This window comes from Microbacterium paludicola (assembly GCF_039529675.1).
In the GTDB taxonomy this organism is placed as follows: Bacteria; Actinomycetota; Actinomycetes; order Actinomycetales; family Microbacteriaceae; genus Microbacterium; species Microbacterium paludicola.
In genome coordinates, this window is record NZ_BAAANG010000036.1 from 1 (window position 1) to 22,218 (window position 22,218).

Consider the following 22,218-nt stretch of genomic DNA (forward strand, 5'->3'; position numbering starts at 1 on the left):
AACCCACATCCTGCCCGGAGGTCTTCGCCTACCTCAGCCGTTCACAACCTGCCGGGGAAGTACAGCTAGCGCTCGCGCGCGGCCGGGTACAACGCGCGGACGGCGAGCCAGGTCACGGCGACGAGCGGGGCGAACAGCGGCAGCCCCATGATGAGCTTCAGCGTCCCCAGCAGCGTCGTCTCGTCGGCCAGGTACAGGGGCAGCTGCACGGCAAGGCGCGCGTAGAAGAGCGCTGCCCACGCGAGCGCGAGCCACAGGAACACGCGGCGCTTGCGCCGATCCTGTCGCCAGGCCGTCCCCTCGCCCATCAGGTAGCCGGCGGCGAGGCCGATGAGCGACCAGCCGATGACGGCCGAGATCAGGAACGCCGTGCCGTACACGGCATTGGTGACGAGGCCCAGGACGAAGTTGTCGCGCCCCTGCCCGGTGAACAGCGCGAGCGCCGCCGCGGCGGCCGCCGCGATGAGTCCCCCGAGAGCCGCCGACGGCGGCGACTTCTGTGCGAGACGGATGACCGTGAACACCGCGGCGATGCCGACGGACAAGCCGAGCGACAGGACGAGCGGATCGGGCCAGAACGTGTACACGACGACGAAGACGAGGCTCGGCAGCACCGATTCGAGGACGCCGCGCACGCCACCCATCGCCTTCCAGACCACGTGGCCGGTCGTCGCCTCCTCGGCGGGGTCGATGCCCGCCCGGCGAGCGGCGCCGCCGATGGCCGCCCCGACGAGATCGGACGCGGAGGGCTCATCCCGCCCGTCGGGGCGTGCGTCGCCCAGGCCCGACTCCGAGTTCATCCCTGCCTCACGCCGACGCGGGCGTCGACGGCATCTTGAGCGGGATCAGGTCGCGCGGCGGCATCGGAGCGCCGCCGCGGACGACGACGATCGACCGGAAGAGGTCCTCCACCTGCTCGGCCGCGGCCGGATCGGAGGCTGCGGCGCCGCCGATGACGCCGCGCAGGAACCAGCGGGGGCCGTCGACGCCGACGAAGCGGGCGAGCCGCATCTGCGCGTCCTGACCGGCGACCACGGGCACCTCGGCAAGCAGCTCGGCCCCGAGCGGGCCCTCGCGCTCCTCGACGCGGCCGCCCTGCTGGCGCACCTGGTCGCGGATCTGGGCGCGGGTCTCGTCCCACAGCCCTGTCGTCCGGGGCGCGGCGAAGGGCTGCACCTGAAGGGTGGAGTCGGCGTAGTCGAGCCCGACGGCGACGATGCGCTTCGTCTGCTCCTCGACCTCGAGCCGCAGGTTCAGGCCCTCGCGCGGCAGCACCTTGATGCCGCCGAGGTCGATGTAGGGACGGACCGGGTTCGCCTCGGTCTCGTCCAGCGGACCGGCCGTGGGGCGATCGCCGGGGGCCGCCTTCCGGCGGATCTCGAGCTCGTCGCTCATGCGTTCCCCTCCTGGGTCTGATAGCCGGTGGAGCCGAAGCCGCCCTCGCCGCGGACATGCTCGGGAAGCTCGTCCACCGGGATGAAGCGCGCCTGCGGCACGGGCATCAGGATCAGCTGGGCGATCCGGTCCCCCACCGCGACGTCGTACGCCTCGCGGGCGTCGGTGTTCAGCAGCGCGACCTTGATCTCGCCGCGGTACCCCGCGTCGATCGTGCCCGGCGCGTTGACGATGGTGATGCCGTGCTTGGCGGCGAGGCCGCTGCGCGGCACGACGAATGCCGCATAGCCGTCGGGCAGTGCGATGCGCACCCCCGTGCCGACGAGCGCGCGCTCACCCGGCGCAAGACGCACCGCCTCCGCCGCCACCAGATCCGCGCCGGCATCGCCGGGGTGCGCGTACACCGGCGGGGCCGGTGCGATGATGGGGACGTCCACGGTTTCGCTCACTCCACGAGGGTAATGCAGAACACATCACAGCCTGCTCGCCGCCAAGCCGCCGCGGAGCCGGGCAAGAAGCCTCGCCCGCTGTACCACGAGCGGCTCACTCCCTCGCTCTGGATCCTCGGCGGAGCCGCGGTCGTGGCGCCCATGGCGGCGCTCGTGTTCGTCCAGTACGACGGCACCCTCTCCCTCGCGATCGGCCTCGCCGTCGGCATCTTCGTCGTGGCGACGCTCATCCTGACCTCCCCGGTGATCGAGGTCGCGGATGGCGAGCTGCGTGCGGGACGCGCCCACATCGCAGTCAGCCTGCTCGGCGAGCCGTCGGCGGTGACCGGCGAGGAGGCGCGGACGGCACGCGGGCCGCAGCTCGATCCGCGCGGCTGGCACCTGATACGCGGAGGGGTCGACGGGATCGTCGTCCTTCCGGACGTGGATCCCGACGACCCCGTGTCATCGTGGACGCTCTCGTCGCGCACCCCCGACCGCCTCGCGGCGGCCGTGCGTCACGCGCAGAGCGGGCGCTAGGCCGTTTATCAGGCGCAGTCGCGGCAGATCGGGCCGTTGGCGTCCTCGTGATCGATCTGCGAGCGGTGCTTCACGAGGAAGCAGTTCATGCAGGTGAACTCGTCTTCCTGGGGCGGGAGCACCACGACGTCGAGCTCGACGTTGGAGAGATCGGCGCCCGGGAGGTCGAAGCTCGACGGGTTGTCCGAGTCCTCCACGTCCACCGAGCCCGACATCGTGTCGGGCACACGCGCCTTCAGCGCCTCGATCGACTCGTTGCCGTCGTCCTCGGTCTTGCGCGGGGCGTCGTAATCGGTTGCCATGTGAGTGGGTCACACTTCTTTCATAAACTGCGGTGCGGTCTCCGCCGTGCGGCGGAGCGGCGATAGTCTGCACGTCCGCCGCCGGATAAGCAAATGCGGACGCGCGCTGGGATCGAAACTCGCGGCGCGCCCGTTCTATTCCCCGTGTTCGGCCGGGTGCGTGAAACCATGTGAGCGTCGTGAACGCCAGCGGCGCGCCGTGATCCGACAGCGGCGGCCAGCGCGAGCCAGAGGAGGCTGAGCATGGAATCGCTCACCATCATCGGAACCGAGGACGGCCGCCTCGTCCTGGCCACCGAGGCGGGCCAGCGCTTCACGCTCGCGATCGATGACGTGCTGCGCTCGGAGATCCGCAAGGCCCAGCGCGAGCACTCCCCGGCCGAGACGCGCGCGCCCCTGCCGAGCCCGCGCGAGATCCAGGCGCACATCCGCTCCGGCATGTCGGCCGAGGATGTCGCCGAGCTGCTCGGCGCGCCGATCGAGGCGATCCGCAAGTTCGAGACCCCCGTGCTCGCCGAGCGCGAGCACATCGTCGGCCAGGCGCTCGCCGTGCCGGTGCTGATGGGAATCGATCTCGAGCAGGACGAGAACCCCACCTTCGGCGTCGCCATCCGCGCGAAGCTCGCGGAGCTCGGTGGGACGGGCGAGCGCTGGACGAGCTGGAAGGAGTCCTCGGGCTGGATCGTGAAGCTCGAGTTCACCGCCAACGAGGTCGACCACGACGCGCGCTGGAGCTTCGAGCCCCGCCGCAGCGCGCTCTCGCCGCTCAACGGCGACGCGACCCAGCTGTCGCGTCAGGGCCCGATGCCGGAGGGGCTGATCCCCCGCCTCCGCGCCCTCGACACGGTCGCGCCCCTCCAGGGCGACGGGTCGGGCACCGAGGACGCGGATGCCCAGTTCGACTCGGGCGCCTTCGGGCCTCGTCGTCTGCCCGACGCCCAGCCGGAGCCGGGCGCGGAACACGCCTCCTCGTCGTCGACCGTGCGCGACCTCGCCACCAAGCGCGCCCCCGGCGCGCAGACGCCCAATCCCGACACGGCCGACCTGCTGGAGGCGCTCCGCCGCCGCCGCGGACAGCGCGAGCCCGCCCCCGCCTTCGACGCCGACGAGCAGGGCCCCTCGGCCCGGCCCGAGGCGCGTGACTCGGAGCGTCGGGCGCCCGTGGCGCTGTTCGACTCGATGCCGGCCGCCGAGAAGCAGGATCGCGGCGCCACGCCCGAGGCGGACGAGTCGCCGCGCCGCCGCGGTCGCACCTCGATGCCGTCGTGGGACGAGATCGTCTTCGGCGCCCGCAGCGACGACTAGAAGGCCTGTCGTTCCTCAGCCCGCGTAGGCGCCGAGCCTGAGCAGCGGCACCATGACCTCCTCGGGGGTGACGGAGCCGTGCTGGCCGACCATGTTCTGCGGGCGCTTGTCCTCGAGACGGTCGTCGTAGAACGCCCACGAGCCGCGCGCCGCGACGAGCAGGTCGCCGATCCGCGGGCGCACCTCGTCCGAGACCTCGCCGAACAGGCCCGCGGCGATCGCCTCGTCGCGCGTGGCGACGTCCGCGGTGCGCCCCGAGGCGACGGTCCACACGCCGGCGGCCGCGCGGGCGTCCGATCCCGGCTCGAGATACACGTGGAGCAGCCGGGGCTCGCCCCCCAGGTGGGCGACGCCATCGAGCCTCGGGTCGCCATCCTGCAGCAGCACATGCCGGTGGCGCGGCACATCCACCATTCCGTGGTCGGCGGTCACGAGCGCGCCCACGCCCGGGGGAACCGGCGCGGCGAACGCGGCGTCGACCTCCTCCAGTGCCGAGATCCAGGCCTCCGAGTCGACGCCGTGGCGGTGCCCCGCCTTGTCGATCTCGGGCAGGTAGCAGTACACGAGCGATCCCGGCTCGCCCGCGGCGAGCTCGTAGGCGACGCGCACGCGCATCCGGATCTCGTCGGATGCGACGTACTCGGCCCCGCGCAGGATCGCGGCGGTGAGCCCGCTCGTGGAGTACTCCGCGAGGCCGACCGCGAACGTGCGGCGCCCCTCTGCCGCGGCGCGCTCGAAGATCGTGGGGCGGCGCTGCCACGTGGCCGGATCGAGTCCGTCCCTCTCGTAGCCGTTGAGCTGATTCGCGAGGCGACCCTGATCCGGATCCAGGACGCGGTACCCGACAAGACCGTGCCGGCCGGGATCGGAGCCGGTCAGGATCGAGGTGAGCGCGGCCGCGGTCGTCGACGGGAAGACCGTGCGGGCGACATCCTTCTTTCCTCCCGCTGCCGTGAGGCGCCGGGCATGCCCGGCATGCGCACGCAGCTGATGGGCGCCGAGCCCGTCGATCACGAACAGCACGGCGGATCGCGCGGGGCGCAGATCACCGGATCCGTCGGACAGCGATCGAAGGATGTCCGGCGCAATTCCGGTGAGGCTCCGGGCTGACAGAGAGCCCGTCGGTACGATGGGGGGCATCCGGGCAAGTCTCGCACAACGCGCTTCGCCCGCTCCGGGGCCTGCGCCCGGAGCCCACCGCTCGACCCGACGAGCGTTCGAGAAAGAGAAGCATGGCTCGCAAGTCCTCCGCATCCCCGAGCTCGACGGAACCCGTCGAAGAGCGCATCGAGGACATCGACCTCGAAGCGGAGATGCAGGGGTCGTACCTCGAGTACGCGTACTCGGTCATCTACTCCCGCGCCCTCCCCGACGCCCGCGACGGCCTGAAGCCGGTGCAGCGGCGCATCCTGTACCAGATGGCCGAGATGGGCCTCCGCCCCGACCGCGGTCACGTCAAGAGCGCCCGCGTCGTCGGCGAGGTGATGGGAAAGCTGCACCCCCACGGCGACACGGCGATCTACGACGCGCTCGTGCGCCTCGCGCAACACTGGGCGCTGCGGGTGCCGCTCATCGACGGCCACGGCAACTTCGGATCCCTCGACGACGGCCCCGCCGCCGCCCGGTACACCGAGGCGCGTCTCGCCGCGCCCGCGCTGTCGCTGACGGCGGACCTCGAAGAGGACGTCGTCGACTTCGTCCCGAACTACGACGGGCAGTTCCAGCAGCCCTCCGTGCTGCCGGCGGCGTACCCGAACCTGCTCGTCAACGGCGCCAGCGGCATCGCGGTGGGCATGGCGACGAACATGGCCCCGCACAACCTCAGCGAGGTCGTGGCGGCGGCGACGCACCTGCTCGAGCACCCGGAGGCGACCACCGCCGAGCTCATGGAGTTCGTGCCCGGCCCCGACTTCCCCTCCGGCGGAATCCTCGTCGGGCTCGACGGCGTCCGCGACGCATACGAGACCGGCCGCGGCGCCTTCAAGCTGCGCGGAAAGGTGTCGGTCGAGCAGATCGCGCCGCGCCGCACCGGCATCGTGATCACCGAGCTGCCGTACATGGTCGGCCCCGAGCGCGTCATCGAGAAGCTCAAGGACGCGGTGCAGTCGAAGAAGCTGCAGGGCATCAGCGACGTCGCCGACCTCACCGACCGCAACAACGGCCTCCGCCTCGTGATCGGCATCAAGACCGGCTTCGACCCGCACGCGGTGCTCGAGCTGCTGTACAAGCTGACGCCGCTCGAGGACTCGTTCAGCATCAACAACGTCGCCCTCGTCGACGGGCAGCCGCGCACGCTCGGGCTGAAGGAGCTGCTGCGCGTCTACATCGACCACCGCCTCGCGGTCGTCACGCGCCGCAGCCGGTTCCGCCTCGCCCGGCGCCGCGAGCGGCTTCACCTCGTGCAGGGCCTGCTCGTCGCGATCCTCGACATCGACGAGGTCATCCAGGTCATCCGCTCCTCCGACACGTCGGAGCAGGCGCGCGGGCGACTGTGCACGGTGTTCGACCTCGACGAGGTGCAGGCCGAGTACATCCTCGAGCTGCGTCTGCGCCGCCTGACGAAGTTCTCGCGCATCGAGCTCGAGCAGGAGCGCGACGCCCTGCTTGCCGAGATCGCCCAGCTGGAGGAGCTGCTCGGCTCGGACGTGCTGCTGCGCAAGCAGGTGGCGCTCGAACTCGACGCCACGGCGGAGAAGCACGCGACACCGCGTCGCACCCTGCTGATGAACGGCAAGCCCGCCGCGCCCCGGCCGCGCAAGGGAGAACCCGACCTGCAGATCGCCGACGGCCCCACGACGATCGCGCTGTCGACGACGGGTCGCGCCGTGCGCGTCGAGCTGCAGGAGGGCCAGCAGCTGGTCGCGCCCGCACGACGCAGCAAGCACGACGCGCTGCTGACGACCGTCGACGCGACGATCCGCGGCGAGGCCGGCGCGATCACGTCGAAGGGGCGTCTTGTGCGCTTCTCCCCCGTCGACCTGCCCTCCGTTCCCGCCAACTCCGTGCAGCTCGGCGTCGGCGTGAAGCTCCATGACTACATCGGGCTCACCGATCGCAGCGAGCGGATCGTCGGACTCGTGCGACTGGATGACGACACGCCGGTCGCGCTCGGCACCGCCCAGGGCGTCGTCAAGCGCATCGTCCCTTCGGCCCTGCCGCCGAAGCCCGAGCTGGAGATCATCGCGCTGAAGCCGGGCGACGGTCTGGTCGGCGCTGCGACGGCGCCCGACGACGCCGAGCTCGTGTTCGTCACGTCCGACGCGCAGCTGCTGCGGTTCGCGGCGTCGTCGGTCCGCCCCCAGGGTGCGCCGGCCGGCGGCATGGCCGGTGTGAAGCTCGCGGCGAAGGCCGAAGCGATCTTCTTCGGCGCCGCGGTCGGCGACGAGACCGTCGTCGTCACCGTCTCCGGGTCGTCCGCCGCGATCCCGGGCATGGACACGGGCCGCGCGAAGATCACCGACTTCTCCGAGTTCCCGGCCAAGGGGCGCGCGACCGGCGGCGTCCGCGCGCACTCGCTGCTGAAGGGCGAGGATCGCCTCACGCTGGCGTGGGTGGGTCCGGATCCGGCACGCGCGGTCGACGCGACCGGCACGGTCCGGAAGCTGCCCGAGACGCTCGCCCGGCGCGACGCCTCGGGGCAGCCGCTCGAGGCCCCCGTGGGCTCGATCGGCCGCACCCTTCGCTGATCCCGCCTCGCTCAGTCGTCGGTGCCGCCACCCAGCCGTCGGTGGCGGCGGGACCGATGTCGCTTCGTGAGGCACACGCGTCCCAGCTGCCCCGCCGGACCTATGACCGAGCGGATGATCCGACGAGTGGGCGGATCCCAGAGACTTGAGCCATGACGGAAGTCCTAGATCACATCGCGACGGCGATCGCCACGTTGCCGCAGCGTGGTGCGCTCGTGGCGATCGACGGTGTGGACGGCAGCGGCAAGACAACGTTCGCACGCGCTCTGCACGAGCGACTGAGTATGCCTGCCAGCAGGCTCGTGCATCTCGACGATTTCGTGAACCCGCCGCAGATCCGCCACGCCCGAGGCCGCTGGTCACCGGAAGGGTTCTGGCTCGACACCTACGACTACGCGCGGATCCGTGCCGAGGTACTCGACGGGCCCCGGGAGGCGGACCCGTCGCTCGTCATCGTGGAAGGCATGTTCCTCCTCCGCGGCGACCTCGCCGCGTTCTGGGACTTCTCCGTCTTCCTCGACGTGCCTTTCGCGGAGACAGCGCGGCGGATGGCGATCCGCGACGGCACCCACGCGGATCCGGATCACGTCTCCATGCGCCGATACGTCGAGGGTCAGCGACTCTATTTCGACGCCGAGCGCCCGTGGGCACGAGCGTCTCTCGTCGTCGACAACAGCGATCCCGCAACCCCGCGGATCATCCGACCCGATGAATGCACCGCAGCCAGAGAAGGGTGCGTCTGACGCCCCATAGTCGGAGCCGCCACCCGGCCGTCGGTGGCGGCGGGACCGATGTCGCTTCGTGAGGCACACGCGTCCCAGCCGCCCCGCCGATCCTGCGACCGAGCGGACGAGCCGACGACTGGGCGCGTCGGCTCCTGAGATCAGGCGTCGATCGACTCGCGGCTCAGGCGGTCGGCGGACTCCACGATGAACTCGCGGCGCGGGCCGACCTCGTTGCCCATCAGGATCTCGAAGACACGGCCGGCGGCTTCGGCGTCCTCGAGGCGCACGCGGCGCAGCAGGCGTCCCTCGCGCATCATCGTGGTCTCCGCGAGCTGATCGGCGTCCATCTCGCCGAGGCCCTTGTAGCGCTGGATCGGCTCCTGCCACCGCTTGCCGGCCTTCCGCAGCTTGTCGAGCAGGCGGTGGAGCTCCGCCTCGCTGTAGGTGTAGATCGTCTCGTTCGGCTTCGAGCCGGGGTTGATCACGATGATCCGGTGCAGCGGCGGCACGGCCGAGAACACCCGGCCGGCCTCGACGAGCGGACGCATGTACCGGTAGAACAGCGTCAGCAGCAGGGTGCGGATGTGCGCGCCGTCGACATCGGCGTCGCTCATCATGATGATCTTTCCGTAGCGCGCCGCATCGATGTCGAACGTGCGGCCCGAGCCGGCGCCGACCACCTGGATGATCGACGCACACTCGGCGTTCGAGAGCATGTCGCTGATGGATGCCTTCTGCACGTTGAGGATCTTGCCGCGGATCGGAAGCAGTGCCTGGTACTCGCTGTTGCGGGCGAGCTTCGCGGTGCCGAGCGCCGAGTCGCCCTCGACGATGAACAGCTCCGACTGCGCGACATCCTGCGTGCGGCAGTCGACGAGCTTCGTCGGCAGCGACGAGCTCTCCAGGGCGTTCTTGCGTCGCTGCGTCTCCTTGTGGGCGCGGGCCGAGACGCGCGCCTTCATCTCGGAGACGACCTTGTCGAGCAGCATCGACGTCTGGTTCTTGTCGTCGCGCTTGGCGGAGGCGAACCGGGCCTTCAGCTCCTCGCGGACGACCTTCGCCACGATGGCGCGCACAGCGGGGGTGCCGAGCACCTCCTTCGTCTGGCCCTCGAACTGCGGCTCGGGCACCTCGACGGTGAGCACGGCGCTGAGACCGGCGAGCACGTCGTCCTTCTCCAGCTTATCGTTCCCGACCTTCAGGCGACGGGCGTTGGCGGCGACCTGGTCGCGCAGCTGCTTCAGCAGCTCCTGCTCGAAGCCCTGCTGGTGCGTGCCGCCCTTGGGCGTGGAGATGATGTTGACGAACGAGCGGATGTGCGTGTCGTAGCCGGTTCCCCAGCGCAGCGCGATGTCGACGCGGCACTCGCGCTCGACCTCGGTCGAGACCATGTGGCCGTTCGCCTGCAGCATGGGCACGGTCTCGGTGAACGTTCCGGATCCGGTGAGGCGCCACGTGTCGGTGATGGGCGCGTCGGTCGCGAGGAAGTCGACGAACTCGGAGATCCCGCCGTCGAACCGGTACGCGGTCTCGACCAGCTCTTCGCCGCGCTCGTCCCGGATCACGATCTCGAGCCCGGGGACGAGGAATGCGGTCTGACGCGCGCGCGTCACGAGGTCGTCGAGCTGGAACGCCGCGTCCTTCGTGAAGATCTGGCGGTCGGCCCAGTACCGCACGCGCGTGCCGGTGACTCCCTTGGCGACCTTGCCGACTACGCGCAGCTCGCTGCGCTCCTCGAACGGGGTGAACGGGGCATCCGGCGTCGGCTCGCCCTTGCCGTCCGCGAACACGCCCGGCTCGCCGCGGTGGAACGACATCGCCCACGTCTTGCCGTTGCGGTCGACCTCGACCTCCAGGCGCTCGGAGAGCGCGTTGACGACCGAGGCGCCGACGCCGTGAAGGCCACCGGAGGCGGCGTACGAGCCGCCGCCGAACTTTCCGCCCGCGTGGAGCTTCGTGTAGACGACCTCGACACCGGACAGGCCGGTGCGGGGCTCGACGTCGACAGGGACGCCGCGCCCGCGGTCGCGGACCTCGACGCTGCCGTCGCCGTGCAGGATGACATCGATGCGCGTGCCGTTGCCGGCGACCGCCTCGTCGACGGCGTTGTCGATGATCTCCCAGAGGCAGTGCATGAGGCCCGGCGAGCCGTTCGAGCCGATGTACATGCCCGGGCGCTTGCGGACGGCCTCGAGGCCCTCCAGGACCTGGAGATGATGGGCGGAGTACTCGGCAGTCACAATCTTCGATGCTAATCGCGCGCGCCCGGATCGCCCGCTGGACACTCCCTTGTCCCCTACTCCCGTCTGGGCAGGGGAGGCCCGGCGTACGCGCTGAGCGAAACATGCCGCATGGCGGGCAGGTTTATCAGGGCCGCGTGGTTATATGTGACGCATCCCGCAAGAGTGCACGGATGGACAGAACGAGGAGGCAGACATGATGACCACGACCGAAGCTCCCGCCCCCTCCTACCGCCTCTCGGCGATGGACCGCTGCGACTCGTGCGGTGCGCAGGCGTACATCGCCGCCGAGGTCAACGGCAGCGAGCTGCTCTTCTGCGCCCACCACGGACGCAAGTACGAGGAGAAGCTCCGCTCCGTCGCGACCTCCTGGCACGACGAGACGGCGCGCCTGAGCGACGCCGACTGACCGCAGCCGAGGCTTCACGCGCCCGCCGCCCTTCGGGGCCGCGGGCGCGTTCTCGTTCTCGGCGCCGGTGCGCCCCGCCGCGTGAGGCGACAACTCGCGCACGAGAGTGCATTCTGGCCGTGAGACAGCATGTGCGCCGCGCAGTCTCGGCCGCGGGATGCCGCATCGCGCGCGCTACGAAGTCTCGGCCGGGGAACGCCGGCTCGCGGATCAGTCGACGACGACGCGAGGGATGAGCGGGGAGACGCGCAGGACGGGCTCCTCCCCGACGGTGCCGATCGCCTCCGCGAGGGTGGTCGCCGACGACTCCCCCGACGCGCCCGGTCCGAACACGGCGACCTCGTCCCCGACCGCGGAACCGGGCCATGCCGCCACGGTGCTCTCCGCGAGGCCCACCCGCTGAAGGGGGCGCGCGCCGGCAGGCGTGCCGACCGTGACACGTCCGCCGAGGGAGGACGGCAGTCCGTCGAGCGATCCGATGCCGATGTCGACCCCGTCGGCGCGGACGGCGGTCACGCGTGCGACGAGGGTCGCCGCCGGGGCGATGCCGGGCAGCTCCGGGCCGTCCGCCGACCGGATGCCGTAGCAGAACGCCCCGACGCGGACGAGGTCGTACCGGAACTCGGGCCTCGCCCAGCCTGCGGCGCTGGCGGCGAGATGGCGCACCTCGGGCTCAAGCCCCGCGGCTCGAGCCGTCGCCACCGCCGCGTCGAACTCGGCGCGGGCGACGTCGTCGTCCTCGTCGCTCGCCTCGGAGATGTGGCTCCAGATGCCGGCGACGCGGATGCGCCCCGCCCGCTCCAGCTCGGCGGCGCGCGCGACGAACGCGGGCCAGTCCTCGGGCCGCACGCCGTTGCGGTGAAGGCCCGTGTCGATCTTCAGGTGCACGACGGCGGTGTCCTGCGCGACCTCCGCGATCCGCTCGAGGTAGTCGGCGTCGCCGACGCCGAGCTCGAGACCGCCGTCGAGCGCGTCGCGGGCGGCCTCGGCGCCGAGGGTGAGCCAGCAGAACACACGCGCCCGATCGCTGGCCACGGCCTTCGCGCGCAGCGCGCTCGGCGGGTCGATCGCACCGAACCAGGTGACGCCCGCATCCAGCGCGATCTCCACGATCGCCTCGACACCATGCGCGTACGCGTCGTCCTTGACGACCATAAGCAGCTCTGCCGGGGCGATCCGTTCCCGCACCGCGGCGATGTTGGCGGCCAGACGCGCCCGGGAGATCCGCAGCTCCGCACTCATTCGGTCACCTTGCGCTCCACGTGCAGGCCCACCGCACACACGAGCTCGGCGGTGCTGAGCCCCGTCGCGTCGACCCAGCCGGTGAGACCGTCGCGCACGAGGCCCGATCCGAAGTACACAGCCTCGTCCCCCGCGGCGACGTCTGCATCGCCGATGTCGATGACGCAGACGTCCATGGCAACTCGGCCGATGATGGGCCGCACGGCGCCCGCCAGCTCGACCCCGACGCGGTTGCCGAGCGCGCGCACGACACCCTCCGCGTAGCCACCCGCGATCAGCGCGACGCGCGTGTCGGCGACCGCACGGTGGGTGTAGCCGTAGGAGACGCCCTCGCCCGCGAGCAGGCGCTTGGTCGACAGGATCGGCGTGCTCAGGACGAGCGCGGGCGCGCCTCCCGATCGCGGCAGGCCGTACAGCAGCTCGCCGGTCTCCGGCTCCCGGTCGACCAGCTCGAGGCCGGCCGCGGCGATTACCGCGGCGTCGCGCTCGTCGGCACGGGCGAACCGCACCCCGGCGGCCGCCGCGGCACGCGCGGCCACGTCGATTCCGTGACCCCACGCGTCGCGCCGAAGATCGGCGACGACATCCGGATCGCGGGCGAGAAGCCGCGCGTTGGCGAGGAGGGCCGACCGCGAGATGCGCGCCAACGGGGCTGCGCGCCGGGGGTTCGACCAGGTCACCGACCTAGACTAACCCGGGGGCCCACCGGTCCCGCTGACCCCTCGGAGTGTGAATGTCTGACAACCGCCTCGGCCTCGCCGGCAAGTTCCGCTACCTCGCCGAGCGCGCCCGCCGCATCGACGTGAAGTCGGTCGCGGAGCGCGCAAGAGAGGTGCACGAGCAGCACGGGGCGTGGACGCCGCGGGTGTTCGCGGACATGCTGTGGTCGGCCGCGCGCCACGACGTCGCCTTCCAGGACTACGTCGACTACGACTTCGCCATCCTGTCGAAGGAGGAGCGCGCGACGTACATGACGCATCCCGTCTCGATGCAGCTCGCGCAGCGCTTCGCCCGCAAGGACAAGCGCGTCCTGTTCGAGAACAAGATCGAGTTCAACAAGCTGTTCGACCGCTTCCTCAAGCGCGAGTGGCTCATCGTCGAGGCCGGCAACGCCGACGCCGTCCGCGCGTTCGCGGAGAAGCACGGCACGTTCATCGCGAAGGTGCCCGTCAGTCACATGGGCCTCGGCGTCCGCCGCTACCACGCGAAGGACGTGTCCGACTGGGAGGCGTTCCACCGCGGCCTCATCGAGCGCGACGAACTGCTGCTCGAGGAGGTCATCCGCCAGCACGACGACCTCGCGGCCGTCTGCCCCGGCACGGTCAACACCACCCGCATCACGGCGTTCTTCGACGGCGCGCAGGTGCACGTCCTCGCGATCGCGCAGAAGTTCGGCCGCGGCGCCGTGAGCGACCAGATGTCGTACGGCGGCTTCTACACGATGCTCCACGACGACGGCCGTGCGTTCGGCGCGGGCTACGACTCGCACGGCCACGTGCACGAGAAGCACCCCGACACGGGTTTCCCGATCTCCGAGTTCCGCCTGCCGCTGATCGACGAGGTCCTGGCGTTCATCGACGAGGTCGCGCGCGTCGTGCCCGAGGTCCCCTACGTGGGCTGGGATGTCGTCGTCACCCCGGATGGCCCGGTCCTGGTCGAGGGGAACTGGGGCGCCGGCGTCTACGAGAACAAGCCGAGCGTCACCGGCATCCGCACCGGTCACAAGCCCCGCTACAAGGCCGCGATCAAGTTCTGATCCCCTTCGCTGGTTGAGCGAGGGAGCGAAGCGACCGAGTCGAAACCCCCAAGCCTCCCGGGAGGTTTGGGGGTTTCGACTCGCTTCGCTCGCTCAACCAGCGATCGATCTCACGATCCCGAGCGGCGTGGACTGGTGGCCCTGGCCGAGCGGGTTGTCGCCGAGGATGCGCACGAGGCGCTTCTCCCCCGCCTTGTCGAGCGTCGAACCGAGGATGTTGCCGCCGATGTCGTTGATGTCGACGACGGCCACGTCGATGCCGCCGCCGAGCAGCGCCTGCACGTGGCGGGCGACCTCGCGCGGCTTGTCCGGACCGAGCACGACGGCCTGGTTGTACGGCGGGATCGTGCCGCTCGTGGGGCCGTCGATCGCGCGGGCCTTGTCACCGGCGATCCGGTAGAAGTCGCCCTTGCGCCCGAAAGCCTTGGTCACTGCCGCGACGGCGGCGGCGAACAGGATCCGCGGGGTGCCGCACTCGCGCAGCGCCATCTCCATGGTCTCGGGCATGCCGAGGCCGATGCCGTACGGCGTCTTCACAACGTACTTCGACAGGAACCGGGCGAGGGGACGGACCTTGATGTCCGTCAGCAGGTACGAGCGGCCCTGCGTGATCGCGACGATCTTCTCGGTCACGAACAGCAGGTCGCCCGGCTGCACGGCGTCCTTCGCGTACTCGGTGATGATCGCGTCGAGGTCGTCATCCGGCATCACGACGCGCGTGCGCAGCGGGATGCGCTGGACCTTCTCACCGTCGACCTCGACCTCGAGGGCCTTGCCCTCGTTCGCGGCCGCGCTCACTCGAGGTAGTCCCGCAGCGACTGCGAGCGGCTCGGGTGACGCAGCTTCGCCATCGTCTTCGACTCGATCTGGCGGATGCGCTCGCGCGTGACGCCGAACGTGTCGCCGATCTGGTCGAGAGTCTTCGGCTGACCGTCGCCAAGACCGAAGCGCATCCGGATGACGCCCGCCTCGCGCTCGGAGAGCGAGTCGAGCAGGCTCTCGAGCTGACGCTGCAACATGGTGAAGCCCACGGCGTCGGCCGGGACGACGGCCTCGGTGTCCTCGATCAGGTCGCCGAACTCGCTGTCGCCGTCCTCACCCAGGGGCGTGTGCAGCGAGATCGGCTCACGGCCGTACTTCTGCACCTCGATGACCTTCTCGGGGGTCATGTCGAGCTCCTTGGAGAGCTCCTCGGGTGTGGGTTCGCGGCCGAGATCCTGCAGCATCTGACGCTGCACGCGGGCGAGCTTGTTGATGACCTCGACCATGTGCACGGGGATGCGGATCGTGCGGGCCTGGTCGGCCATCGCGCGCGTGATCGCCTGGCGGATCCACCAGGTCGCGTACGTCGAGAACTTGAAGCCCTTTGTGTAGTCGAACTTCTCGACCGCGCGGATCAGACCGAGGTTGCCCTCCTGGATCAGGTCCAGGAACTGCATGCCCCGGCCCGTGTAGCGCTTCGCGAGCGAGACGACGAGACGCAGGTTGGCGCCGAGCAGGTGCGACTTGGCGCGCTGGCCGTCGCGCGCGACCCACTGCAGGTCGAGGCCGAGCTGGCTCGACTTCTCGGCTGCCGACATCTTCGACAGCTTCTCCTCGGCGAACAGACCCGCCTCGATGCGCATGGCGAGGTCGACCTCCTCCGCCGCGTTCAGCAGCGGGACCTTGCCGATCTGCTTCAGGTAGTCCTTGACCGGGTCGGCCGTGGCGCCCGTGATCTGCGTCGAGTAGACGGGGACCTCGTCCTCGTCGCTCGAGCTGATGACGATCGCGCCCGTGGGCAGCGGCTCTGTGACGACGTTCTTGGGCGCGTCGTCGTCGTCGGACGCCTCGGCGGCGTCGTCCTTGGCGGCCTCTGCCGCCTCGGTGTCGTCGATCTCGACCTCTTCGACCTCGACGGCCTCATCGTCGTCGGGACCGTCGGAGTCCTTGGCGGCCTTCTTGGGCGCAGCCTTCTTCGGAGCGGCCTTTGCGGCCGTCTTCCGCGCTGGCGCCTTTGCCGCGGGCTTGTCGGCCGTCTTCGCCGCTGTCTTGCGCGGCGCCTTCGCCCCTGCCGGGGCCTCGGTCACAGCGGTGTCGACGGGCGCATCCGCTTCCGTCGCGTCCTTCTTCTTCGCGGTGCTCCGCGGAGTCTTCGTGGCAGTGGTCACGTTTCGCCTTTCACCGGCGACGCTTGCGCGCCGCGCCCCCGGGTGTGTACGGGCACTAGTAAGACCCTTGTCAAGTCCAGCGCCGTCATATGCGCCGTCTCGACAACGGGTCGGACACCCATTCTCTCATACGTCGGGCGACGCTCCCTCACCCGACCCTTACGGCGAGGCGGCTCCGCCTCGCGCGACAGTGGAGACAACGGTTCGAGGGGCTCCGGTATTCCGCCGGGAGGCGCTCTTCCGTCAGCTTCCGCGCTTGTCGTCGTCGCCGCTCGGGCGCGACGCGAGGAACCGCTCGAGCTCGGCCGCGAGCTCGTCGGCGCTCGGCAGCTCGCCCTCCCGCAGCCCGCCGACCGTCGGCGTGCCGCCGGCGAGTCCCGCGGCGTAGGCGTCGTAGCGCTCCTCGAGTCCCTGCACCATCCGGCCCAGCTCCTCGTTGCCGGCGATCTGGTCCTCGACCTTGCCGAGATACTCGCGGTTCTCGCCGTACAGCTCGTCCAGCGCGAAGACCAGGCCCGTGGCGGCCATCAGCTTGTCGAGGGCGGCGATCGTCGCCGCCGGGTAGTCGGTCTCGGCCAGGTAGTGAGGCACGAGCAGGACGAAGCCCGCCGTGTCGAAGCCCGACTCGATGAAGCGGTACTCCAGCAGGTGCCCGACCGTCGCCGGCACTTGCGTGCGCGGGTGCCAGATGGAGTGCGCCTCGATCAGGTCGGCGCGGTTTCCGCTGACGGTGACGCCCAGCGTGCGGGTGTGCGGCACCGGCATCGCGATCGCGTGCACCCACGTGATCGACTTCACGGCGTAGCGATCGGCGAAGTCGACCGCCGCCTCGGCGAACGCATCCCACGAGAAATCCGGCTCGTAGCCCGAGAGCAGCAGGAAGGGCTGACCCAGCGCGTCGTGCGCGAGCGAGAGCTCGAGACGCGGCGGCCGGTAGTCGCTCAGGTGATCCTGCTCGAAGGTCACGATGGGGCGCCGCGCCCGGTAGTCGAGCAGCGCGTCGTTCGAGAACACGACGACGGGCCGCGGGTTCAGCTCCTCGCGCGCGAAGTCGATGAGGTTCGACACGGCACCGCCCGCATCGGTGAACCCCGTCATCAGGATGACGAGGGGAAGTCCGTCCGGAACGATCGGACCGTTCGCGACCCGCTCATAGATGTCACCTGTCGAGGGCATGCATCCATGCTACGAGCCCCCGGAGTGCCCGGGACCTGTTCCGCTCTGCGCGTACCTAGGATGGAGGAATGCCGATTCCCGCTCTCGCGCTGACCCAAGACTCGTTCCCTCAGGAAAGCGCGGAGGCCGCTATCCTGGCGCTTCCCTCGTTCGCCGAGGGCGACGAACTCGACCTTCCCGGCCTGCGCCCGGCGCTCGACGCCACGGGATTCACCGGCGCGAAGAACTCGTTCGCCCGCGTCTACGCCCCCGACGTGACCGACCGTCCGCTCGCGGTCGTCGGTCTCGGATCGGATCCGGATGCCGCCGCCGTCCGCGAGGCCGTCGGCACCGCCGCACGGATGCTGACCGGCTTCGACACCGTCGCGGTGCACGTCGCCGCCGATGTTGACGACGCCTGGCGCGCCGCCGCCGAGGGCGCATCCCTCGGTGCGTACTCGTTCGAGTCGTACAAGACACAGGATCCGGAGAAGGCGAAGAAGAAGCGTCGCGCCTCCTCGGTCGTCGTGCACGTGCCCGGCCCGGTCGACGACGCCGAGCTCGCCACGGTGCGCGCGGCCGCCGAAGCCGTCGCGCTGGTGAAGGATCTCGTCTCGACCACGGCCGACCGCCAGAGCCCGGAGCAGCTCGCCGAGGCCGCGGTGGCCGCCACGGCCGATCTCGACATCGACGTGACCGTGTACGACGAGGAGGCCCTCGAGGAGGGCGGCTTCGGCGGCATCCTCGGCGTCGGCAAGGGATCGGACCGCCCGCCCCGCCTCGTGCGCCTCGAGTGGGCGCCGGAGGGCGCGCAGCGCCACATCGCGCTCGTCGGCAAGGGGATCACGTTCGACACCGGCGGCCTCTCGCTCAAGCCCGCGGCCTCGATGCTCGGCATGAACGAGGACATGACCGGCGCCGCCGAGGTGCTCGCCGTCGTCCGCGCCGCCGCGCAGCTCGAGCTCCCCGTGCGCGTCACCGGCTGGATGTGCATCGCCGACAACATGCCCTCGGGCCGCGCCACGCGCCCGGGAGACGTGCTCACCATGCTCGACGGCACCACGGTCGAGGTGACGAACACCGATGCCGAGGGACGCCTCGTCCTCGCCGACGGCCTGGTCGCGGCGAGCCGCGAGAACCCGGATGTCATCGTCGACGTCGCGACCCTGACCGGCGCCGTGATGGCCGCCCTGGGCACGCGCCACACCGGCGTGATGGGCCACGGCGATGCGGTCGACGCGTTCCTGCGCTCGGCCGACCGCACCGGAGAGCTCGCCTGGCCGCTCCCCCTGCCTGAGCACATCGCCGAGCAGCTCGAGTCGCGCGTCGCCGATCTCCGCAACGCCGACATGGGAAACCGCAACGGCGGCGCCCTGTACGCGGGGCTGTTCCTGCAGCACTTCGTCGGTCGCACGGGTGACGGCGACGACGCCCCGCGGATCCCGTGGGTGCACCTCGACATCGCCGGCTCCGCCATGAGCGCGAGCGCCGCCTACGGCTTCACGGACAAGGGGCCCACGGGGGCAAGCATCCGCGCGCTGATCGATTTCGTCGCCGCGGGTGGAGAGGTGCAGTGACCGCTCACGACTTCGACGTCGTCGTCCTCGGCGGCGGCAGCGGCGGATACGCCGCCGCGCTGCGCGCCTCCGAGCTCGGCAAGACCGTCGCGCTGATCGAGAAGGACCGCCTCGGCGGCACGTGCCTTCACCGCGGGTGCATCCCCACGAAGGCGCTGCTCCACGCGGCCGAGGTCGCCGATTCCGTGCGCGAGGCCGCCTCGTACGGCGTGACCGCCTCGCTCGGCGGCATCGACCCCGCCCGCCTGCGCGCGTACCGCGAGGGAATCGTCGCGAAGAAGTTCAAGGGCCTCGAGGGCCTCATCGCCCGTCGCGGGATCACCGTGATCGCGGGCGAGGGACGGCTCGAGGCCGGACGCACTGTCCGGGTCGGAGACGACACGTACACGGGCCGCGACGTCGTGCTGGCCACCGGCTCGTACAGCCGCACCCTGCCGAGCCTGGAGATCGGCGACCGCATCCTGACGAGCGAGGGCGCCCTCGCCCTCGACGAGGTCCCGGGAAGCGCCATCATCCTCGGCGGCGGCGTGATCGGCGTCGAGTTCGCCAGCGTGTGGCGTTCCTTCGGCGCCGAGGTCACGATCGTCGAGGCGTTCGATCACCTGATCCCGAACGAGGACATCGCTCTCAGCAAGGGCCTCGAGCGCGCATACCGCAAGCGCGGCATCCAGGCGCGCCTCGGCGTCCGCTTCGCCTCGGCGACGCAGGATGGCGACGGCGTCACGGTGACGCTCGAGGACGGCGCCTCGCTTCGCGCCGACTACCTGCTCGTCGCCGTCGGCCGTGGGCCGGCGACCGCCGGGCTGGGTTTCGAGGAGGCCGGTGTCTCGCTGGATCGCGGCTTCGTCACGGTCGACGAGCGACTGCGCACGACCGCGGAGGGGGTGTGGGCCGTGGGCGACATCGTGCCCGGCCTCCAGCTCGCTCACCGCGGGTTCCAGCAGGGCATCTTCGTCGCGGAGGCGATCGCGGGGCTCGATCCCGTGCCCGTTCCCGAGACGCAGATCCCGAAGGTCACCTACTCCCATCCCGAGGCGGCTTCCGTCGGGCTGACGGAGGCGCAGGCGGTCGCCGAGCACGGCGCAGAGGGCGTGACCTCGTACGAGTACAACCTGGCCGGAAACGGCAAGAGCGAGATCATCGGCACGGGCGGGCTCGTCAAGGTCGTGCGCCGCGTCGACGGCCCCATCCTGGGCGTGCACCTGCTCGGCGACCGGGTGGGCGAGCTCATCACGGAGGGGCAGCTCGCGGTCGCCTGGGAGGCGCACCCCGAGGACATCGCGCCGCTCATCCACGCCCACCCCACCCAGAGCGAGGCGCTCGGCGAGGCCTTCCTGGCACTCGCGGGCAAGCCGCTTCACGCGATCTGAAACCCGATGCGGCCCGATCCGGGGACCGCACGTCACTAAGCTGTAGAACGTCATCGAATCCTGAAGGAGACTCCGACATGAGTACTTCCGTGGTCCTCCCCGAACTCGGCGAAAGCGTCACCGAGGGAACGGTCACCCGCTGGCTGAAGAAGGTCGGCGACACGATCGCCGTCGACGAGGCCCTGTTGGAGATCTCGACCGACAAGGTCGACACCGAGATCCCGTCGCCCGTCGCGGGCGTGATCGAGGAGATCCTCGTTCAGGAGGACGAGACCGTCGAGGTCGGCGCCGTGCTGGCGAAGATCGGCGACGGCTCGGGCTCCGGCGCGCAGGACGACGCGCCGGCCGCCGAGCAGGCACCCGCCGAGCAGGCGCCCGCCGAGGCCGCTCCCGCGGAGCAGGCACCGGCCGAGCAGGCGCCCGCGCCCGCCGCCGAGCAGCCCGCCGCCGAGGCCCCCACCGGGCAGCCCGCCCCGGTCGCCGAGACGGCACCGGCCCCGAGCTCGTCCGGCGACGCCACCGACATCGTGCTTCCCGAGCTGGGCGAGAGCGTCACCGAGGGAACCGTCACCCGCTGGCTGAAGAAGGTCGGCGACGAGATCGCCGTCGACGAGGCGCTGCTGGAGATCTCGACCGACAAGGTCGACACCGAGATCCCCTCGCCGGTCGCCGGCGTGATCCAGGAGATCCTCGTCCAGGAGGACGAGACCGTCGAGGTCGGCGCCGTGCTCGCCCGCGTCGGCAGCGGCGCTCCGGCTGCCGCGCAGGAGGCTCCGGCCGCCCCGGCACAGGAGGCGCCCGCGCAGGAGGCCCCGGCGCAGGAGGCTCCCGCTCAGGAGGCCCCGGCTCCGGCGCAGCAGGCTCCGGCCGCCCCGGCGCAGCCGGCCGCTCCGGCCCAGCCCGCGGCTCCTGCCGCTCCGGCCCAGCCCGCCGCTCCGGCGCAGGAGGCCCCGAAGGCTGAGCCCGCGGCCCCCACGTTCACGCCCTCGGCGGACGACGACAAGGTCTACGTCACGCCGCTGGTGCGCCGCCTCGCCGCGCAGAACGGCGTCGACCTGGCGACCGTCACGGGCACCGGTGTCGGCGGCCGCATCCGCAAGGAGGACGTCCTGAAGGCTGCGGAGACCGCTTCGGCTCCCGCCGCCGCCGAGGCGCCCGCCCAGGCCGCTCCCGCCACGAAGCTCGAGGTCTCGGAGCTGCGCGGCACGACCCAGCCGATGTCGCGCCTGCGCAAGGTGCTCGCGTCGCGCGCGGTCGAGTCGATGAACTCGACGGCGCAGCTCACCACCGTGGTCGAGGTGGATGTGACGAAGGTCGCCGCTCTGCGCAGCCAGGTCCAGAGCGACTTCGTCGCGAAGACCGGCGGCAAGCTGTCGTTCCTTCCGTTCTTCGCCCTGGCGGCGGCCGAGGCGCTGCAGGCGTACCCGATCATCAACTCGACGCTGGACGGCGAGAACATCGTCTACCCCGCGTCCGAGAACATCTCGATCGCGGTCGACACGCCGCGCGGCCTGCTCACTCCGGTGCTGCGCGACGCGGCGACGAAGAACCTCGCTCAGATCTCGACCGAGATCGCCGACCTCGCCGCGCGCACGCGCGACAACAAGCTGAAGCCCGACGAGCTCGCGGGCGGCACGTTCACGCTGACCAACACCGGTTCGCGCGGCGCGCTGTTCGACACCCCCGTCGTGTTCCTGCCGCAGTCGGCGATCCTCGGCACGGGAATCGTCTACAAGCGTCCCGGTGTCGTGAACGTCGACGGCGTGGAGGCCATCGGCATCCGCTCGTACGTCTACCTCGCGCTGTCCTACGACCACCGCACGATCGACGGCGCCGACGCGGCCCGCTTCCTGTCGGCGGTCAAGGCCCGTCTCGAGGAGGCTGCCTTCACGGGCGACCTCGGCATCTGACCCGCTGCGTGAAGGGGCTCGGCCGGCA

20 protein-coding genes are annotated in these 22,218 nt (G+C 71.0%); 9 read left to right on the plus strand and 11 right to left on the minus strand.

The window, feature by feature from the left end; translation table 11 throughout:
- Positions 1-65: 65 nt before the first annotated feature.
- The 3 genes from ABD161_RS14605 to dut are packed head-to-tail and all read right to left on the minus strand — an operon-like array spanning position 66 to position 1,844.
- Complete coding sequence (locus ABD161_RS14605; protein WP_344004532.1) at positions 66-800, minus strand: DUF3159 domain-containing protein; 735 nt, start codon at positions 798-800, stop codon at positions 66-68.
- A gap of 7 nt (positions 801-807) precedes the next feature.
- Positions 808-1,395, minus strand: coding sequence for a DUF3710 domain-containing protein (locus tag ABD161_RS14610; RefSeq protein WP_344004535.1), 588 nt, complete (start codon positions 1,393-1,395; stop codon positions 808-810).
- Positions 1,392-1,844 carry a dUTP diphosphatase gene (gene dut, locus ABD161_RS14615; RefSeq protein WP_344004538.1) on the minus strand — a complete coding sequence of 151 codons (453 nt, stop codon included), beginning with the start codon at positions 1,842-1,844 and terminating at the stop codon, positions 1,392-1,394. Before dut ends, ABD161_RS14610 begins: the two co-directional genes overlap by 4 nt.
- Positions 1,845-1,856: 12 nt before the next feature.
- On the opposite strand from dut, the gene ABD161_RS14620 reads away from it, so the two are divergent.
- Complete coding sequence (locus ABD161_RS14620; protein WP_344004541.1) at positions 1,857-2,363, plus strand: DUF3093 domain-containing protein; 507 nt, start codon at positions 1,857-1,859, stop codon at positions 2,361-2,363.
- An 8-nt stretch (positions 2,364-2,371) separates the two neighbouring features.
- Here the strand turns inward: ABD161_RS14620 and ABD161_RS14625 are convergent, their stop codons facing one another.
- Positions 2,372-2,665: a DUF4193 domain-containing protein gene (locus tag ABD161_RS14625; protein ID WP_135114120.1), complete on the minus strand. Its 294-nt coding sequence runs from the start codon at positions 2,663-2,665 to the stop codon at positions 2,372-2,374.
- 243 nt (positions 2,666-2,908) lie between these two features.
- Here ABD161_RS14625 and sepH point away from each other — a divergent pair, with 243 nt between their 5' ends.
- Complete coding sequence (gene sepH / locus ABD161_RS14630) at positions 2,909-3,970, plus strand: septation protein SepH (RefSeq protein ID WP_344004546.1); 1,062 nt, start codon at positions 2,909-2,911, stop codon at positions 3,968-3,970.
- Between the two features lie 15 nt (positions 3,971-3,985).
- Here sepH and ABD161_RS14635 read toward each other — a convergent pair whose 3' ends face one another.
- Complete coding sequence (locus ABD161_RS14635; RefSeq protein WP_425560913.1) at positions 3,986-5,110, minus strand: alkaline phosphatase family protein; 1,125 nt, start codon at positions 5,108-5,110, stop codon at positions 3,986-3,988.
- Positions 5,111-5,202: 92 nt separating this feature from the next.
- Here ABD161_RS14635 and ABD161_RS14640 point away from each other — a divergent pair, with 92 nt between their 5' ends.
- Both ABD161_RS14640 and ABD161_RS14645 read left to right on the plus strand, forming a co-directional pair.
- Entirely contained in the window at positions 5,203-7,656 is a 2,454-nt protein-coding gene (locus ABD161_RS14640) for a DNA gyrase/topoisomerase IV subunit A (RefSeq protein ID WP_344004552.1), read from the plus strand.
- Positions 7,657-7,886: 230 nt separating this feature from the next.
- Positions 7,887-8,399, plus strand: coding sequence for a nucleoside/nucleotide kinase family protein (locus ABD161_RS14645; protein ID WP_344004555.1), 513 nt, complete (start codon positions 7,887-7,889; stop codon positions 8,397-8,399).
- Positions 8,400-8,539: 140 nt separating this feature from the next.
- Here the strand turns inward: ABD161_RS14645 and ABD161_RS14650 are convergent, their stop codons facing one another.
- On the minus strand, positions 8,540-10,621 hold the full coding sequence (locus ABD161_RS14650; RefSeq protein ID WP_344004558.1) for a DNA gyrase/topoisomerase IV subunit B: 2,082 nt from the start codon (positions 10,619-10,621) through the stop codon (positions 8,540-8,542).
- Positions 10,622-10,817: 196 nt separating this feature from the next.
- Between ABD161_RS14650 and ABD161_RS14655 the strand changes: the two genes are divergently transcribed.
- Complete coding sequence (locus tag ABD161_RS14655) at positions 10,818-11,030, plus strand: DUF7455 domain-containing protein (RefSeq protein WP_135114113.1); 213 nt, start codon at positions 10,818-10,820, stop codon at positions 11,028-11,030.
- Between the two features lie 210 nt (positions 11,031-11,240).
- Here the strand turns inward: ABD161_RS14655 and ABD161_RS14660 are convergent, their stop codons facing one another.
- On the minus strand, positions 11,241-12,272 hold the full coding sequence (locus ABD161_RS14660; protein WP_344004561.1) for an alanine racemase: 1,032 nt from the start codon (positions 12,270-12,272) through the stop codon (positions 11,241-11,243).
- On the minus strand, positions 12,269-12,952 hold the full coding sequence (locus tag ABD161_RS14665) for an alanine racemase (protein ID WP_344004564.1): 684 nt from the start codon (positions 12,950-12,952) through the stop codon (positions 12,269-12,271). The genes ABD161_RS14660 and ABD161_RS14665 overlap by 4 nt, the downstream gene beginning before the upstream one ends.
- 53 nt (positions 12,953-13,005) lie before the next feature.
- Between ABD161_RS14665 and ABD161_RS14670 the strand changes: the two genes are divergently transcribed.
- Positions 13,006-14,028 carry a sugar-transfer associated ATP-grasp domain-containing protein gene (locus tag ABD161_RS14670; protein ID WP_344004567.1) on the plus strand — a complete coding sequence of 341 codons (1,023 nt, stop codon included), beginning with the start codon at positions 13,006-13,008 and terminating at the stop codon, positions 14,026-14,028.
- Positions 14,029-14,121: 93 nt separating this feature from the next.
- Here the strand turns inward: ABD161_RS14670 and ABD161_RS14675 are convergent, their stop codons facing one another.
- The 3 genes from ABD161_RS14675 to ABD161_RS14685 form a co-directional block, all read right to left on the minus strand.
- Positions 14,122-14,826, minus strand: a complete 705-nt coding sequence (locus tag ABD161_RS14675; protein WP_344004570.1) for a coenzyme F420-0:L-glutamate ligase — start codon at positions 14,824-14,826, stop codon at positions 14,122-14,124.
- A complete protein-coding gene (locus ABD161_RS14680) occupies positions 14,823-16,178 on the minus strand; it encodes an RNA polymerase sigma factor (RefSeq protein WP_135114108.1) in 1,356 nt (451 codons plus the stop codon). The genes ABD161_RS14675 and ABD161_RS14680 overlap by 4 nt, the downstream gene beginning before the upstream one ends.
- 243 nt (positions 16,179-16,421) lie before the next feature.
- The gene (locus ABD161_RS14685; RefSeq protein ID WP_135114107.1) at positions 16,422-17,354 is read right to left on the minus strand and encodes a proteasome assembly chaperone family protein; all 933 of its coding nucleotides are present in this window, start codon (positions 17,352-17,354) and stop codon (positions 16,422-16,424) included.
- A gap of 68 nt (positions 17,355-17,422) precedes the next feature.
- Here ABD161_RS14685 and ABD161_RS14690 point away from each other — a divergent pair, with 68 nt between their 5' ends.
- The 3 genes from ABD161_RS14690 (at position 17,423) to sucB (ending at position 22,190) form a co-directional block, all read left to right on the plus strand.
- Complete coding sequence (locus tag ABD161_RS14690) at positions 17,423-18,910, plus strand: leucyl aminopeptidase (protein WP_344004576.1); 1,488 nt, start codon at positions 17,423-17,425, stop codon at positions 18,908-18,910.
- Positions 18,907-20,280, plus strand: a complete 1,374-nt coding sequence (lpdA, locus tag ABD161_RS14695) for a dihydrolipoyl dehydrogenase (RefSeq protein ID WP_344004579.1) — start codon at positions 18,907-18,909, stop codon at positions 20,278-20,280. The genes ABD161_RS14690 and lpdA overlap by 4 nt, the downstream gene beginning before the upstream one ends.
- 77 nt (positions 20,281-20,357) lie before the next feature.
- Entirely contained in the window at positions 20,358-22,190 is a 1,833-nt protein-coding gene (sucB, locus tag ABD161_RS14700; protein WP_344004582.1) for a 2-oxoglutarate dehydrogenase, E2 component, dihydrolipoamide succinyltransferase, read from the plus strand.
- Positions 22,191-22,218 lie beyond the last annotated feature (28 nt).